10 protein-coding genes are annotated in these 17,443 nt (G+C 57.1%); 8 read left to right on the top strand and 2 right to left on the bottom strand.

Annotated elements, in window-relative coordinates; genetic code table 11:
* The first annotated feature begins 208 nt into the window (after positions 1-208).
* Positions 209-3,538 carry a diguanylate cyclase gene (locus ACSZO4_RS03645; RefSeq protein WP_437887493.1) on the top strand — a complete coding sequence of 1,110 codons (3,330 nt, stop codon included), beginning with the start codon at positions 209-211 and terminating at the stop codon, positions 3,536-3,538.
* 13 nt (positions 3,539-3,551) lie between these two features.
* Here the strand turns inward: ACSZO4_RS03645 and alkA are convergent, their stop codons facing one another.
* Positions 3,552-4,397, bottom strand: a complete 846-nt coding sequence (alkA, locus tag ACSZO4_RS03650) for a DNA-3-methyladenine glycosylase 2 (RefSeq protein ID WP_437887494.1) — start codon at positions 4,395-4,397, stop codon at positions 3,552-3,554.
* A 133-nt stretch (positions 4,398-4,530) separates the two neighbouring features.
* On the opposite strand from alkA, the gene yegD reads away from it, so the two are divergent.
* A complete protein-coding gene (gene yegD, locus ACSZO4_RS03655) occupies positions 4,531-5,883 on the top strand; it encodes a molecular chaperone (RefSeq protein ID WP_437887495.1) in 1,353 nt (450 codons plus the stop codon).
* A gap of 178 nt (positions 5,884-6,061) precedes the next feature.
* On the opposite strand, the gene ACSZO4_RS03660 is transcribed toward yegD, so the two are convergent.
* The gene (locus ACSZO4_RS03660) at positions 6,062-6,121 is read right to left on the bottom strand and encodes a type I toxin-antitoxin system Ibs family toxin (RefSeq protein ID WP_108418456.1); all 60 of its coding nucleotides are present in this window, start codon (positions 6,119-6,121) and stop codon (positions 6,062-6,064) included.
* A gap of 254 nt (positions 6,122-6,375) precedes the next feature.
* Here ACSZO4_RS03660 and ACSZO4_RS03665 point away from each other — a divergent pair, with 254 nt between their 5' ends.
* Genes ACSZO4_RS03665 through baeR form a run of 6 tightly spaced genes read left to right on the top strand, consistent with a single transcriptional unit; the run spans position 6,376 to position 17,402 of the window.
* A complete protein-coding gene (locus ACSZO4_RS03665) occupies positions 6,376-7,620 on the top strand; it encodes an MdtA/MuxA family multidrug efflux RND transporter periplasmic adaptor subunit (RefSeq protein WP_437887496.1) in 1,245 nt (414 codons plus the stop codon).
* A complete protein-coding gene (locus ACSZO4_RS03670) occupies positions 7,620-10,742 on the top strand; it encodes an MdtB/MuxB family multidrug efflux RND transporter permease subunit (protein WP_437887497.1) in 3,123 nt (1,040 codons plus the stop codon). Before ACSZO4_RS03665 ends, ACSZO4_RS03670 begins: the two co-directional genes overlap by 1 nt.
* Entirely contained in the window at positions 10,743-13,820 is a 3,078-nt protein-coding gene (mdtC, locus tag ACSZO4_RS03675; protein WP_437887498.1) for a multidrug efflux RND transporter permease subunit MdtC, read from the top strand.
* Positions 13,817-15,232, top strand: a complete 1,416-nt coding sequence (locus ACSZO4_RS03680) for an MFS transporter (RefSeq protein ID WP_437887499.1) — start codon at positions 13,817-13,819, stop codon at positions 15,230-15,232. Before mdtC ends, ACSZO4_RS03680 begins: the two co-directional genes overlap by 4 nt.
* Positions 15,229-16,683: a two-component system sensor histidine kinase BaeS gene (gene baeS / locus ACSZO4_RS03685; RefSeq protein ID WP_437887500.1), complete on the top strand. Its 1,455-nt coding sequence runs from the start codon at positions 15,229-15,231 to the stop codon at positions 16,681-16,683. The genes ACSZO4_RS03680 and baeS overlap by 4 nt, the downstream gene beginning before the upstream one ends.
* Positions 16,680-17,402, top strand: a complete 723-nt coding sequence (baeR, locus tag ACSZO4_RS03690) for a two-component system response regulator BaeR (protein ID WP_437887501.1) — start codon at positions 16,680-16,682, stop codon at positions 17,400-17,402. Before baeS ends, baeR begins: the two co-directional genes overlap by 4 nt.
* The last annotated feature ends 41 nt before the right edge of the window (positions 17,403-17,443 follow it).

The following is a 17,443-nucleotide window of genomic DNA, read 5'->3' on the forward strand; positions in this document are numbered from 1 at the left end:
ATTCGCGCGACTGACTTAAAGGTCAAACCTTTCGGAGTCCCCCGGCAAAGCCGGGGGTTTACCGGACTTAATTAATATCCTTATGATGTCAAATTCTGAGCAGACAGCATAGGAATTGTAAATTGTTTGTACTAGCATAACCCGAATTCATCTTTCATTCGTCCGGACTCGGTTCCCGACGGTTCAGGAGTCGGCGGACTAAGCGGTAATGAAGAAACAACACCAGCGAGTTTTGATTACCACTCCATACCCTCTGCTACGTCTCATCAGCCTGGGGCTGCTGTCGTTCATCTTTACCTTATTCTCCCTTGAGCTGACTCGATTCGGAACTGTCCTCGCGCCGCTGTGGTTCCCGACCGCCCTGATGATGGTGGCTTTCTATCGTCATGCAGGACGAATGTGGCCAGGTATTGCCGCCGTATGCTCGGCAGGCAGCCTGATTGCCTGGGGATTTTTGTTCTCCTTTGCCAGCATCAACCTGTGGTATACCCTGATTAATATTGTTGAGGCAGTAACAGGCGCGATACTGCTGCGCAAACTGCTTCCCTGGTATAACCCGCTGCAAAACCTCAATGACTGGGTCAAACTGGCCATAGGGAGTGCGTTAATTCCGCCTCTGCTGGGAGGCGTACTGGTCTGTCTGCTAGTTGGATCAGATAATATTGTGCGCACTTTCCTGGTCTGGGTGCTCTCTGAATCCATCGGTGCGCTGGCGCTGGTCCCAATCGGTCTGCTGTTTAAACCGCACTACCTGTTGCGCCATCGTAAACCGCAGCTGTTATTTGAAACGCTGGTGACGCTGGCGATTACCTTAGCGCTGAGCTGGCTGGCGATGATCTACCTGCCGTGGCCATTTACCGCGGTGATTGTTTTGCTGATGTGGAGCGCTATTCGCCTGCCGCGAATGGAAGCCTTTCTGATTTTCCTGGTGACGGTCATGATGGTATCGCTGGTTATGGCGACAAACCCGTCGGTTAGCGCCATCCCGAAAACCGGCGCCATGCTCAACGCTCCCTGGCTCCCCTTCTTAATGATTTTGCTGCCCGCCAATATCATGACGATGGTGATGTATGCATTTCGTTCTGAGCGCAAACACATCACTGAAAGCGAAGAGCGCTTTCGCAATGCAATGGAATATTCCGCTATCGGTATGGCGCTGGTCGGTACCGAGGGCCAGTGGTTACAGGCCAATAAAGCGCTGTGTAATTTCCTCGGTTACAGCCAGGATGAGCTGCGCTTAATGACCTTCCAGCAGCTCACCTGGCCGGAAGATTTGCACAAAGATCTCGATCAGCTGGAGCAACTGGTTCGCGGCGAGATCAACAGTTACTCCATGGAAAAACGCTATTACACCCGTAATGGCGACCTGGTATGGGCCTTGCTCGCCGTTTCGGTGGTCCGTCATGCCGACGGCACTCCACGCTATTTTATTGCCCAGGTGGAGGACATTAACGACCTCAAACAGACTGAATGGGTCAATAAACGCCTGATGGAACGCATCACCCTGGCAAACGAAGCCGGCGGTATTGGCATCTGGGAGTGGGAACTGGAGCCGGATATCATCAGTTGGGACAAACGCATGTTCGAACTGTACGAAGTCCCCTCGCACATTAAGCCCACCTGGCAGATGTGGTATGACCGCATTCTGCCGGAAGACCGGGCAGAAACAGAGCGTATCATCCGTGATTCCCTGGTCTCACGGATTGCGTTTAAGCTGGAATTTCGTATTAACGTCCAGGACGGCGTGCGCCATATTCGCACCCTGGCCAACCGAGTGTTAAATCGCTATGGGGAAGTTGAGCGCCTGCTCGGCGTCAACATGGACATGACCGAAGTGAAACAGCTGAACGAAGCGCTGTTTCAGGAAAAAGAGCGTCTGCATATTACCCTCGACTCCATCGGGGAAGCGGTACTCTGTACCGACGTCAATATGAACGTCAGTTTTATGAACCCGGTGGCGGAGAAAATGAGCGGCTGGTCGCAGGAGCAGGCCATTGGACAGGCCCTGCTGACGGTGCTGCGCATTACCTTCGGTGATAACGGCCCGGCGATGGAAAACATCCATAGCGGCGATATGTCGCGCTCTGCCATCGAGCAGGATGTGGTCCTGCACTGCCGCACTGGCGGCAGCTACGATATCCATTACAGCATTACCCCGCTGAGCACCCTTGACGGGCAGAATATCGGTTCAGTACTGGTCATTCAGGATGTGACCGAATCGCGGAAAATGCTGCGTCAGCTAAGCTACAGCGCCTCGCACGATGCCCTGACGCATCTGGCCAACCGGGTGAGTTTCGAAACCCATCTCAAGCGCCTGCTGCAAACCGTGCAGGAGCTGCACCAGCGCCATGCCCTGATCTTTATTGACCTTGATCGCTTTAAAGCGGTGAACGATACCGCCGGGCATGCTGCCGGGGACTCGCTGCTAAGGGAAATATCATCCCTGATGCTAAGTATGCTGCGCTCCACCGACATTCTCGCCCGTCTGGGCGGTGACGAATTCGGTCTGTTACTGCCGGACTGTAACGTCGAAAGCGCGCGCTATATTTCCGGACGCATTATCCAGGCCATCAACGATCATCACTTTATGTGGGAAGGCCGTTTGCACCGCATAGGCGCCAGCGCCGGGATCACGATTATAGATGAGACCAACCACCAGGGATCGGAAGTCATGTCCCAGGCGGATATCGCCTGTTATGCCTCCAAGAACAACGGTCGTGGCATGGTCACCGTGTACGAGCCGCAGCAGGGTACGATGCACCATGAACGCAGCATGATGTCGCAGGAAGAGCAGCGGCACATGATTCAAGACAACCACCTGCTGATGATTGCCCGTGGCGTCGCCTCTCCACGCGTACCCGAGGCCTGCAATTTCTGGTTGCTCAACCTGCGTCTGTGGACCAGCGAAGGGGAGGTCATGGAAGAAAACGCGTTTCGTGCCAGCCTCAATGAGCCTGAGCTTATCCGCGCCCTCGATCATCGCGTGTTCCATGAATTCTTCCGGAATCATGCCACCGCGGTCGCTGGTAAAGGACTGGGCATTGCGCTCCCCCTTTCCTCCGCAGGGCTTGCCAGTACGTCGCTGGTGGCTGAAATCCTCGATTTACTTGAACATGGCCCGCTGCCGGGTCGCCTGTTGCATCTTATTATCCAGTCTGACGCGTTGCAGCGCGAAGGCAAAACCATCAGCGATAACCTGAAAAAACTGCGCCATGCCGGCTGCCGCATCATTCTGAGCCATGTCGGTCACGACCTGGATCTCTTTAACCAGCTGACGCCTCACACCGCTGACTATATTTTGCTGGCGCCTGAGCTGGTCACCAATGTCCATGGCAGTCTGATGGATGAAATGATGGTGACCATTATTCAGGGCCATGCCCAGCGTCTGGGGCTTAAGAGTATTGCCGGGCCAACCAACCAGCCATTGATGATGGATACCCTGTCAGGTATTGGCATCGATTTAATCTACGGCGACACCATCTCCCAGCCGCAGCCGCTGGATATGATGCTGAGCACCAGCTATTTCGCCATCAACTAAACGACGTTGCTCTTCAGACGTCATCAGCGGGCTGCCAGCCTTCGGTATACCAGATATGCAGCAATGCATAGGAACGCCAGGGCTGCCAGCGCTCAGCATAGCGCCGGGTCTGCGCGGGGGTCATCCCGGCAAAACGCTGCTTAATCAGATAATCGTCCGGCAGGAAAACATCCTTCGCCTGCCAGCCGCGCAGGGCAAAGTAATTTGCCGTCCAGCGACCAATCCCCGCAAAGGTCATTAATGTCTTCACCCCTGCCGCAATGTCCGCTGGTAATGTGAGCGGAAAACGCCCGTCCAGAACCGAACGCGCAACAAGAATCAGTGATTCAGCCCGTTTAAGCGGCATGCCCAGCGCTTTTAGCGCCATGGGGTCAGCCTGTGCCAGCTGTTCAGGTTGCGGGAACAGTACAAACTGCGCATCCAGCCGTTCGCCGCAGAGTTCCGCCACCCGCGAGGTCAGTTTCGCCGCCATCGCCACGCTCACCAGCTGGCCTAATATCGCCCGGACGGCCTGCTCAAAAGGCGACATACAGCCAGGCAAGCGCAGACCAGGGCGAGCAGCCCCCAAATCGCCCAGCGCCTGACTCAAAACCTGCGGGTTACAGTTCAGATCAAACAGACCACTCAACAGGCGTAAGCAATCGTCAGCCACCGGTTGCAGCCCCTCGCTCAGCGTGACGTTCAGCGTACCCGTGGCTTCCATGGGTTCGGCGCGCAGTATGCCCCGGTGTTCGCCGAGGGCAAACGAGCGGGTATAGCTGGTATCAGTAATGATCTCGACGCCGTCTACCGCACGCGCGCGTAAAAAACCCAGCATCCAGGGCCAGTCATAGGGCGGCTGCCAGCGCAGTGTGTACATATTAACTCCTGTTGTTTTCGCCCCTCAGCATATCGTGGTTTGTGTATTTCCGCTTTGCTTTGATATTCCGGTTGTTCTGTCTGGCGCATTCCGTTAAAGTCGCCCCCCTTCTTCACTGGCATGGGGATTACACGTGTTTGTAGGCTTTGATTATGGTACCGCCAACTGTTCAGTCGCGGTGATGCAGGACGGTAAACCGTCGCTGCTGAAAATGGAAAATAACAGCACTTTGCTGCCATCAATGCTCTGCGCGCCGACGCGCGAAGCGGTCAGTGAATGGCTCTATCGCCACCACGAAGTCCCGGCGACGGGCGCTGAAACCCAGGCTCTGCTGCGCCGGGCGGTCAGTTTTAATCGCGAAGAAGATATCGATGTTCAGGCCAGCAGCATCCAGTTCGGGCTGAACTCACTGCGTCAGTACGTCGAAGATCCTCAGGAGGTCTACTTCGTTAAATCGCCCAAGTCGTTCCTCGGCGCCAGCGGCCTGAAACCCCAGCAAATTGCCCTTTTTGAAGACCTGGTGTGCGCCATGATGCTGCATATCCGTAAGCAGGCAGAGTCACAGTTGCCGGACGTGATTGATCAGGCGGTTATTGGTCGCCCGATTAACTTCCAGGGCCTCGGCGGCAATGATGCTAACGCTCAGGCGCAAGGGATCCTTGAACGTGCGGCCAGACGCGCCGGTTTTCGTGACGTAGTCTTTCAGTATGAGCCGGTTGCCGCAGGTCTCGATTTTGAAGCCACCCTCTCAGAAGAAAAACGCGTGCTGGTGGTGGATATCGGCGGCGGGACTACCGACTGCTCGCTCCTGCTGATGGGGCCAAAATGGCATGACAGGCAGGATCGCGAAAGCAGCCTGCTCGGACACAGTGGTTGCCGCGTGGGCGGTAACGATCTTGATATCGCTCTGGCTTTTAAAAACCTGATGCCGCTGCTGGGCATGGGCGGGCAGACGGAAAAAGGGATTGCCCTGCCGGTGCTGCCATGGTGGAACGCGATCGCCATTAACGACGTGCCCGCGCAGACTGATTTTTACAGTACCGCCAATGGCCGCCAGCTTAACGATATGCTGCGCGACGCCCGCGATGCAGACAAAGTGGCCTTGCTGCTGAAGGTCTGGAAACAGCGTCTTGGCTACCGTCTGGTACGCAGTGCCGAAGAGAGCAAAATCGCCCTCTCCGACCAGTTGCAGACCCAGGCGCAACTGCCGTTTATCAGTGAATCTCTGACAACCGCCATCGATCAGCAAGGCCTCGAAACGGCGCTGGATCAACCGCTGCGCCGTATTCTTGAGCAAGTGCAGCTGGCGCTGGAGAACAGCGAAACAACGCCGGAAGTGATTTACCTTACCGGGGGCAGCGCGCGTTCACCGATCATTAAAAAAGCGCTGGCTCAGGCATTACCGGGCATTCCGATTGCCGGTGGCGATGATTTCGGCTCGGTCACCGCAGGTCTGGCACGCTGGGCGCAGGTAGTATTTCGTTAACAGTTGTAACCTCACTGGCAGAAGAATTTGCGTTAAGTGACATTTAAGGCGATTAATTTTGAAGAAAATATTACTGCGACCCGCGCTCAATGGCGGGATACCGACAATTGACTTCGCCTGTTTTTCGACCTATGTTGAGGGACAAGGGTAAGGGAGGATTTCTCCCCCCTCTGGCGTCTTAGTAAGCCGGTAAGCTAATAACTAAGAGTATCACCAGTATGATGACTAACTTCATCATAACCCTTTCCTTCTACAAAGCCCCATCGTCAGGTGGGGCTTTCCTGTGTTTAACCCCTTGCTAAACGCCCCGACGTTAACACTTCTGATGGTTTTGCCGATGGTCAGTGATTTGCTTTACGAGCCGCCTCGTGAAACCATTTAAACGCCAGACGTTTCCCGACAGTACTTCATATTCTCTCCATTTTTCTGACGCCTGCGCTCACTAAACTAGTATTATTCAGGCAATTGTTTCAGGACGAGATACGAAGAACGATGAAAGGCAGAAAGAGTTCCCGCCTGGTGATAGCGGTAGCAGCAGTCGTAATTGTGGGTATTGCCGCTGTCTGGTACGGATTTCGCCAGAAGACTGACACCACCACATCCACTCATGGACAAAATCAACGCCCAGGCCCCGGCGGCCCGGGTGGCGGTCGTCATGGTATGCGCGGCGCATTGCCCCCCGTGCAGGCAGCAACGGCCACCCAGGAATCGGTTCCTCGCTATCTTTCCGGGTTGGGCACGGTGACGGCCGCCAATACCGTCACCGTCCGTAGCCGCGTCGATGGTCAATTGCTGGCGATTCATTTCAAAGAGGGTCAGCAGGTGAAAGCCGGTGACCTGCTGGCTGAGATTGACCCCAGCCAGTTTAAAGTGACCCTCGCCCAGGCGCAGGGACAACTGGCGAAAGACAAAGCGACGCTGGCCAATGCCCGACGCGATCTGGGCCGTTATCAGCAACTGGTTAAAACCAATCTCGTCTCGCGCCAGGAAATGGATGCCCAGCAGGCGCTGGTCAATGAGACGGAAGGCACAATCAAAGCTGATGAAGCCTCGGTCGCCAGCGCTCAACTCCAGCTGGACTGGAGCCGCATCACCGCCCCTGTTGACGGTCGGGTTGGCTTAAAACAGGTGGATGTGGGTAATCAAATCTCCAGCGGCGACACCACCGGCATTGTCGTGCTGACGCAAACGCATCCGATTGACCTCGTCTTCACCCTGCCGGAAAGCGACATCGCCACCGTGGTGCAGGCACAAAAATCCGGGCAACCGCTGAATGTCGAGGCCTGGGATCGCACCAACAAGCAGAAGCTCAGCACCGGCACATTGTTGAGCCTCGATAACCAGATTGATGCCACCACCAGCACCATCAAGCTTAAAGCGCGGTTTGAAAACCAGGACGACGGTCTGTTCCCGAACCAGTTCGTCAATGCGCGTATGCTGGTCTCCACCCAGCAGGACGCCGTGGTTATCCCTTCTGCTGCGCTGCAAATGGGCAATGAAGGCAACTTCGTCTGGGTGCTGAATGAGAAAAGTCAGGTCAGCAAACATAAGGTGACAACGGGGATCCAGGACAGCCAGAAAGTGGTGATTGCAGCCGGACTCTCCGCCGGTGACCGGGTGATTACAGACGGGATCGATCGTCTGACCGATGGCGCGAAAGTGGAAGTGGTGGACGCGAAAAGCGCAGACCAGATGCCAGCCAAACGTGAACATCCGGCAAAAGGAGCGCAGTCCTGATGCAGTTGCTACCGCCAGGCAGGACCGGCGGGCCATCGCGCCTGTTTATCATGCGTCCGGTCGCCACCACGTTAATGATGGTGGCGATTTTACTTGCCGGGATCATCGGCTACCGCTTCCTGCCGGTATCGGCCCTGCCGGAAGTGGACTATCCGACCATTCAGGTGGTAACACTCCATCCCGGCGCCAGCCCGGATGTCGTGACATCGGCGATCACCGCTCCCCTTGAGCGTCAGTTTGGCCAGATGTCAGGCCTGAAGCAGATGTCTTCCCAAAGCTCCGGCGGCGCATCGGTGGTCACGCTGCAATTCCAGTTGACCCTGCCGCTGGATGTTGCCGAGCAGGAGGTCCAGGCGGCGATCAATGCCGCCAACAGCCTGTTGCCCACCGATCTGCCTAACCCACCGGTTTACAGCAAAGTGAACCCGGCGGATCCGCCTATTATGACCCTCGCCGTCACCTCCACCGCCATGCCGATGACCCAGGTGGAAGATATGGTGGAAACCCGTGTGGCGCAAAAAATCTCCCAGGTGTCAGGGGTCGGTCTGGTGACCCTCGCCGGTGGGCAACGCCCGGCGGTGCGCGTCAAACTCAATGCGCAGGCGATTGCCGCCCTTGGGCTGACCAGCGAAACCATTCGTACTGCCATCAGCAGCGCTAACGTGAACTCTGCCAAAGGCAGCCTTGACGGCCCGACCCGGGCAGTAACGCTCTCAGCCAATGATCAAATGCAGTCGGTCGATGAGTATCGCCAGTTGATTGTGGCCTATCAGAACGGCGCGCCCATCCGTCTGGGGGATGTCGCCACCATTGAGCAAGGCGCTGAAAACAGCTGGCTGGGTGCCTGGGCCAATCAGCAGCAGGCGATTGTGATGAACGTCCAGCGCCAGCCTGGCGCCAATATCATCGACACCGCCGACAGCATCCGTAATATGTTGCCCCAGTTGACCGAGAGCCTGCCAAAATCCGTTGAGGTGAAGGTCCTGTCCGACCGCACCACCAATATTCGCGCTTCCGTCACCGATACCCAGTATGAACTGATGCTGGCTATCGCGCTGGTGGTGATGATCATCTATCTGTTCTTGCGTAATATCCCGGCGACCATCATTCCTGGCGTCGCGGTACCGCTGTCGCTGGTGGGCACCTTCGCGGTGATGGTGTTTCTTGATTTCTCGGTCAATAACCTGACCCTGATGGCGCTGACCATTGCCACCGGTTTTGTGGTGGATGATGCGATTGTGGTTATCGAAAACATCTCCCGTTACATCGAAAAAGGCGAAAAACCCCTCGCTGCGGCGCTGAAAGGGGCCGGGGAAATCGGTTTTACCATTATCTCCCTGACGTTCTCGCTGATTGCCGTGCTGATCCCGCTGCTGTTTATGGGCGATATCGTCGGTCGCCTGTTCCGGGAGTTTGCCGTCACCCTGGCGGTAGCGATTTTGATTTCGGCAGTCGTCTCCCTGACGCTCACGCCAATGATGTGCGCGCGGATGCTCAGCGCCGAGTTCCTGCGTAAGCAGAACCGATTCTCACGCGCCTCTGAACGGTTTATTGAACGGGTGATTGCCGCCTATGGCCGCCTGCTCGCCAGAGTGCTCAATCATCCGTGGCTGACGCTGAGCGTCGCCATCGGTACGCTCCTGCTGTCAGTCATGCTGTGGGTGTTTATTCCCAAAGGCTTCTTCCCGGTGCAGGACAACGGCATCATTCAGGGCACCTTGCAGGCTCCGCAATCGGCCTCGTTTGCCAGCATGGCCCAGCGCCAGCAACAGATAGCCGGCATTATTATGCAGGACCCTGCGGTGCAGAGTCTGACCACCTTTGTCGGTGTGGACGGCACCAATCCGGCGCTGAACAGCGCGCGCCTGCAAATCAATCTCAAGCCCCTTGCCCAGCGTGACGATCGGGTACAGGCCATCGTTGAACGTTTGCAACAGGCGGCCGGGAAAGTCCCAGGCGCGGCGCTCTATTTACAGCCGACTCAGGATCTGACCATTGATACCACCGTCAGCCGCACCCAGTACCAGTTCACGTTGCAGGCCACCTCACTTGATGCTCTCAGCACCTGGGTGCCGCAGTTAATGACGGAGCTCCAGACCCTGCCGCAGCTCTCCGACGTCAGCAGCGACTGGCAGGACAAAGGGCTGACAGCGTACGTGAAGGTTGACCGGGACAGCGCCAGCCGTCTTGGGATCAGCATGTCTGATGTCGACAACGCGCTGTACAACGCATTTGGCCAGCGCCTGATCTCGACCATTTATACCCAGGCGAATCAGTATCGGGTGGTACTGGAGCACGACACCACCAACGCCGCAGGCCTTGACGCATTGAACACCATTCGCCTGACCAGCAGCGACGGCGGCATTGTGCCGTTAAGCGCGATTGCAAGCGTTGAACAGCGCTTCTCGCCGCTGTCGATTAACCACCTGGATCAGTTCCCCTCCACCACCATCTCTTTTAACGTGGCCAGTGGCTACTCCCTCGGTGAAGCGGTGCAGTCCATTCTCGACAGTGAGAAAAACCTCAATCTGCCGACCGATATCACCACCCAGTTCCAGGGGAGCACCCTCGCCTTCCAGGCGGCGCTGGGGAGCACCTTCTGGCTGATCGTGGCCGCCGTGGTGGCGATGTATATCGTGCTCGGCGTGCTGTATGAGAGCTTTATTCACCCGATAACCATTCTGTCCACCCTGCCTACCGCAGGCGTGGGGGCCTTAATGGCGTTACTGCTGGCGGGCAGTGAACTGGATGTTATTGCCATTATCGGCATCATTTTGCTAATCGGGATCGTCAAGAAAAACGCCATCATGATGATCGACTTTGCTCTTGCCGCCGAGCGCGAAGAGGGAATGTCGCCGCGTGATGCCATTTATCAGGCCTGTCTGCTGCGTTTTCGCCCGATTCTGATGACCACCCTCGCCGCCCTGTTAGGCGCGCTGCCGTTAATGCTCAGCACCGGGGTGGGCGCCGAGTTGCGTCGTCCGTTGGGTATAGGGATGGTTGGCGGCTTACTGGTAAGCCAGGTGTTGACCCTGTTTACCACGCCGGTTATCTACCTGCTCTTCGATCGCCTTGGGCTGTACATCCGCAGCCGTTTTCCAAAGCGTGAAGAGGAGGCGTAAGTGAAGTTTTTCGCTCTCTTCATTTACCGCCCGGTGGCAACGATCCTGATCTCCATTGCCATCACCCTCTGCGGTATCCTGGGCTTCCGCTTGCTGCCGGTCGCCCCGCTGCCGCAGGTGGACTTCCCGGTGATTATGATCAGCGCCTCGCTGCCAGGGGCATCGCCGGAAACGATGGCATCATCCGTTGCCACCCCGCTGGAGCGCTCGCTGGGGCGTATTGCCGCGGTCAACGAAATGACCTCCACCAGCTCTCTGGGCAGCACCCGGATTATTCTTGAGTTCAGTTTTGACCGGGACATCAATGGTGCCGCCCGTGACGTGCAGGCCGCACTGAATGCCGCCCAAAGCCTGTTGCCCAGCGGCATGCCAAGCCGACCAACCTATCGCAAGGCCAACCCGTCAGATTCGCCGATAATGATCCTGACGCTCACCTCAGACACCTATTCTCAGGGGCAACTGTACGATTTTGCCTCAACCCAACTGGCGCAGACCATCGCCCAGATTGATGGCGTGGGTGATGTGAGTATTGGCGGGAGTTCACTGCCTGCCGTTCGCGTAGGGCTGAACCCGCAGGCCCTGTTTAACCAGGGCGTTTCGCTCGATGCGGTGCGCACCGCCATCAGCAATGCCAACGTCCGGCGTCCGCAGGGAGCCGTTGAAGATGATGCCCATCGCTGGCAGGTGCAGACCAACGACGAACTGAAAACCGCCGCTGAATATCAGCCGCTGATAGTCCACTATAAGAACGGTGCCGCGGTGCGCCTGAGCGATGTCGCAAGCGTGACCGACTCAGTCCAGGATGTACGTAACGCCGGGATGACCAATGCCAGACCGGCGATTTTGCTGATGATCCGCAAACTGCCGGAAGCCAACATTATTCAGACTGTGGACAGCATTCGCGCCCGCCTGCCCGAGCTGCAAAAGAGCATTCCTGCCGCCATAGATTTGCAAATTGCTCAGGATCGCTCCCCGACCATACGCGCCTCTCTGGAAGAGGTAGAGCAGACGCTGATTATCTCCGTCGCGCTGGTGATTCTGGTGGTGTTCCTGTTTTTACGCTCCGGGCGCGCAACCCTCATCCCGGCGGTGGCCGTCCCGGTTTCGCTGATCGGTACGTTCGCCGCCATGTACCTGTGTGGCTTCAGCCTTAATAATCTGTCGCTGATGGCGCTGACCATCGCCACCGGCTTTGTGGTCGATGACGCCATTGTGGTGCTGGAGAACATTTCCCGCCATCTGGAAGCAGGCATGAAGCCCCTGCAGGCGGCGCTGCAAGGCACGCGCGAAGTCGGTTTCACGGTGCTGTCCATGAGCCTGTCGCTGGTGGCCGTCTTCCTGCCATTGCTGCTGATGGCCGGTCTGCCGGGGCGTCTGCTGCGGGAGTTTGCGGTCACCCTCTCGGTGGCTATTGGCATTTCGCTGGTCATTTCGTTAACCCTGACCCCGATGATGTGCGGCTGGATGCTCAAGCGGCAAAAAGCCCATCAACCAACGCGCAACAGAGGTATTGGACGGCTGCTGGTCGGCTTACAGCAATCCTATGCACGGTCGCTAAAATGGGCGCTGAAACACGCCCGACTGGTGGGACTGGTGCTGATTGCCACTATTGCGCTCAACGTCTGGATGTACATCACCATCCCCAAAACCTTTTTCCCGGAGCAGGATACCGGGGTGCTGATGGGCGGAATTCAGGCCGACCAGAGCATTTCATTCCAGGCGATGCGGGTGAAACTGCAAGATTTTATGAAGATTATCCGCGACGATCCGGCGGTGGATAACGTCACCGGCTTTACCGGCGGTTCACGGGTTAACAGCGGCATGATGTTTATCACCCTCAAACCACGGGATGTGCGCCATGAAACCGCCCAGCAGATTATTGACCGCCTGCGCGGCAAGCTGGCAAAAGAGCCGGGGGCCAACCTGTTCTTAATGGCGGTGCAGGATATTCGCGTCGGCGGCAGACAAGCCAACGCCAGCTACCAGTTTGCGCTGCTGTCAGACTCCCTTAGCGATCTGCGCGAATGGGAGCCGAAAATCCGTAAAGCGCTGGCTTCCCTGCCGGAGCTGGCGGACGTCAACTCCGACAGCCAGGACAATGGCGCAGAAATGAACCTGGTTTACGATCGTGAGACGATGTCGCGGCTGGGGATCAGCGTGCAGGACGCAAACAGTTTACTGAATAACGCCTTTGGCCAACGGCAGATTTCCACCATCTATCAGCCGCTTAATCAGTACAAAGTGGTGATGGAAGTGGATCCACGCTACACCCAGGACATCAGCGCGCTGGACAAGATGTTTGTCATTAACAGCGACGACAAACCCATTCCGCTCTCCGGGTTCGCCCACTGGCTACCGGCTAACGCGCCGCTGTCGGTTAACCATCAGGGGTTGTCTGCGGCATCGACCATCGCCTTTAACCTGCCCACCGGGGTATCGCTCTCCGAGGTCAGTGACGCCATTAACCGTACCATGACCCAGCTTGGCGTCCCGTCGTCGGTCCGCGGCAGCTTTGCCGGTACCGCACAGGTGTTCCAGGAGACCATGAACTCGCAGGTCATCCTGATTCTGGCGGCCATCGCGACGGTCTACATCGTGCTGGGGATCCTCTACGAAAGCTATGTTCACCCGCTGACCATTCTCTCCACACTGCCCTCGGCCGGTGTGGGCGCGTTGCTGGCGCTGGAGATTTTTGGCGCGCCATTTAGTCTGATTGCGCTGATTGGCATTATGCTACTGATAGGCATCGTCAAGAAGAACGCCATAATGATGGTGGATTTCGCCATCGACGCCCAGCGCAAAGGCAATCTGCCCGCAGAAGAAGCCATCTTCCAGGCCTGCCTGTTGCGATTCAGACCGATAATGATGACCACCCTGGCCGCACTGTTTGGCGCGTTGCCGTTGGTGATTTCCGGCGGTGACGGTTCTGAACTGCGCCAGCCGCTTGGTATAACCATCGTCGGTGGACTGGTGATGAGTCAGTTACTGACGCTCTACACCACGCCGGTGGTATATCTGTTCTTCGATCGTCTGCGCAGTCGATTTGCGCGTAACAGCAGAGAGCCTTTAACAGAGTGACAGAACTCCCTGACAAAGTGCGCTGGCAATTGTGGATCGTTGCTTTCGGCTTCTTTATGCAGTCGCTGGACACCACTATCGTCAACACCGCCCTGCCCTCAATGGCAAGGAGCCTCGGCGAAAGCCCATTGCATATGCATATGGTGGTCGTCTCTTACGTGTTGACTGTCGCCGTCATGCTCCCCGCCAGCGGCTGGCTGGCGGACAGAGTGGGCGTGCGCAATATCTTCTTCACCGCGATAGTGCTTTTTACCCTGGGTTCACTGTTTTGCGCCCGGGCGAATACCCTTGATGAACTGATCATGGCGCGCGTGCTGCAGGGCGTTGGCGGCGCCATGATGGTGCCGGTTGGCCGCCTGACGGTGATGAAAATCGTCCCGCGCGCGCAGTATATGGCGGCCATGACCTTCGTGACCCTGCCAGGCCAGGTCGGGCCGCTGCTGGGTCCGGCGCTGGGCGGCATTCTGGTGGAATACGCCTCCTGGCACTGGATTTTCCTGATAAACCTCCCCGTCGGTATCGTCGGCGCTATCACCACGCTGTGGCTGATGCCGAACTACAAGCTGCAAACCCGACGTTTCGATATCCCCGGATTCGTGCTTCTGGCCGTGGGCATGGCAACCCTGACGCTGGCCCTCGATGGACACAAAGGCCTGGGTATTTCGCCCCTGATGTTAAGCGCGCTGGTGGGGATCGGCGTACTGGCGCTTGTCGGTTATCTCCTGCATGCGAAGGGGAACAGCGGCGCGCTGTTTAATCTGCACCTGTTCCGGACATCCTCCTTTTCGCTGGGCCTGTTCGGCAGTTTTGCCGGACGCATTGGCAGCGGTATGCTGCCCTTTATGACGCCGGTGTTCCTGCAAATTGGCATGGGCTTTTCCCCCTTCCACGCCGGGCTGATGATGATACCCATGGTGCTGGGCAGCATGGGCATGAAACGGATTGTGGTGCAGGTGGTCAACCGTTTCGGCTACCGGCGGGCGCTGGTCGGCTCCACGCTAGGCCTGGCGCTGATTTGCCTGTTGTTTATGGCAACAGCGCTGATGGGCTGGTTATATTTACTGCCGCTGGTGCTTTTCTGCCAGGGGATGATCAACGCCATGCGCTTTTCCTCCATGAACACCCTGACGCTAAAAGATCTGCCCGATGAACTGGCAAGCAGCGGCAACAGCTTATTGTCGATGATCATGCAACTGTCGATGAGTATCGGCGTGACCGTCGCCGGGCTGTTGCTGGGAATGTTCGGCCAGTCACATTTAGCCGCAGACAGCGGTGTTGCCCACCATGTCTTTATTTACGCTTACCTCTGCATGGCCGTGATTATCGCGCTGCCTGCCTTTATTTTTGCCCGGGTGCCAAATGATGACAGCCAGAATGTAGTCATCTCCCGGCGCAACAGGAGCCACTCATGAAACTATGGCGTCCAGGTATCACCGCCAAACTCTTTCTCGCGATCTTCGCCACCTGCATCGTGCTACTGGTCACCATGCACTGGGCGGTGCGGATCAGCTTTGAACGCGGGTTTATCGACTACATCAAACGCGGCAATGAGCAGCGCCTGCAATTGCTGAGTGATGCGCTGAGCGAGCAGTATGCCCAACAGGGAAGCTGGCGTTTTTTACGTAATAACGACCGCTTTATTTTCCAGATCCTGCGCTCGTTCGATCGTGAAAATGAACGCAACGAACAGGATGACGACCGTGAACCGCCGCCGGGTCCGCCAGGTCCACCGCCGGAGCCGGGCAACGGCATGCCGCCCCATGGCTGGCGCACCCAGTTCTGGGTGACCGACGCCGCTGGCGATGTGCTGGTTGGCCCACGGGGCCCGGTTCCTCCGGACGGTACCCGCCGGGCCGTGACGGTGAACGGCGTCGATGTCGGCTGGATCATTGCCTCCCCGGTTGAACGCCTGACGCGTAATACCGATATTAATTTTGATCGGCAGCAGCGTCGTACCAGCTGGCTGATCGTTGCCCTTGCCACCCTGCTGGCGGCGCTGGCAACCTTTCCGCTGGCCCGCGGCCTGCTGGCCCCGGTCAAACGTCTGGTTGAAGGCACGCATAAGCTGGCCGCGGGCGATTTCTCTACCCGCGTAAGCACCCGCAGCGCGGATGAACTGGGTAAACTGGCACAGGACTTTAACCAGCTCGCCAGTACCCTTGAGCGTAACCAGCAAATGCGCCGCGATTTTATGGCTGATATCTCCCATGAGCTGCGCACGCCGCTGGCGGTACTGCGCGGCGAGCTGGAGGCCATCCAGGACGGCGTACGCCAGTTTACCCCGGAATCGGTCGCCTCTTTACAGGCGGAAGTCGGTACACTGACCAAGCTTGTCAACGACCTGCACCAGCTGTCGATGTCAGATGAGGGGGCGCTGGCCTACCAGAAATCTCCGGTGGAGGTGGTGTCACTGCTGGAGGTGGCTGCTGGCGCATTCCGCGAGCGCTTTGCCGCGCGCCAGCTGACGATAAGCGTGGCGTTGCCAGAACAGGCGGTGGTTTTTGGCGATCCGGATCGCCTGATGCAGTTATTTAATAACTTACTGGAAAACAGCCTGCGCTACACCGACAGCGGCGGCAGCCTGCATATTTCCGGACATATTGCGGGAGACAACCTGGCGCTGGATTTTGCCGACAGCGCGCCCGGCGTCACCGAACTCCAGCTAAGCCGACTCTTCGAACGCTTCTATCGTACCGAAGGGTCACGCAACCGTGCCAGCGGCGGCTCAGGATTAGGCCTGGCAATTTGTATGAATATAGTCAGCGCCCACGGCGGTAACGTCAGTGCGGCACATTCGCCATTTGGTGGGGTTAGCATTACAGTAAAACTGCCGCTGGAAAGAGAGATAGCGAGAAGCGTATGAACGAATTACCGATTGATGAAAACACGCCACGCATTCTGATTGTGGAAGATGAACCTAAACTCGGGCAGCTGTTAATTGATTATCTGCGGGCGGCAAGCTATGCGCCGACGCTTATCAATCATGGCGATCAGGTGCTCTCTTATGTGCGCCAGACGCCACCGGATATGATCCTGCTGGATCTGATGTTACCCGGTACTGACGGGTTGACCCTGTGCCGGGAGATCCGCCGTTTCTCCAATCTGCCTGTCATTATGGTGACCGCCAAAATCGAAGAGATTGACCGCCTGCTGGGACTGGAAATCGGGGCTGACGACTATATCTGTAAACCCTACAGCCCACGTGAAGTGGTGGCGCGGGTGAAAACCATTTTGCGCCGCTGTAAGCCCCAGCGTGTGCTTCAGGCTCTGGACGATGAAAGCCCGCTGATTGTCGATGAGAACCGCTTCCAGGCTACCTGGCACAATCAGCCTCTGGACCTGACGCCCGCGGAGTTTCGCCTGCTGAAAACCCTCTCCTGCGAACCAGGGAAAGTTTTTTCCCGCGAACAACTACTCAACAACCTGTACGACGATTACCGGGTCGTGACCGATCGTACTATCGACAGCCATATTAAAAATCTGCGGCGCAAATTAGAAACCCTGGATGAAGAACAGTCGTTTATCCGCGCTGTCTATGGCGTCGGCTATCGTTGGGAAGCGGATGCCTGCCGTCTGGCATAATCTGACGCGAGGCTGCAGGGATTTTGTTGGCCGGGTGCGTT

The organism is Phytobacter sp. V91 (assembly GCF_965644225.1).
Lineage (GTDB): Bacteria > Pseudomonadota > Gammaproteobacteria > Enterobacterales > Enterobacteriaceae > CBFFRJ01.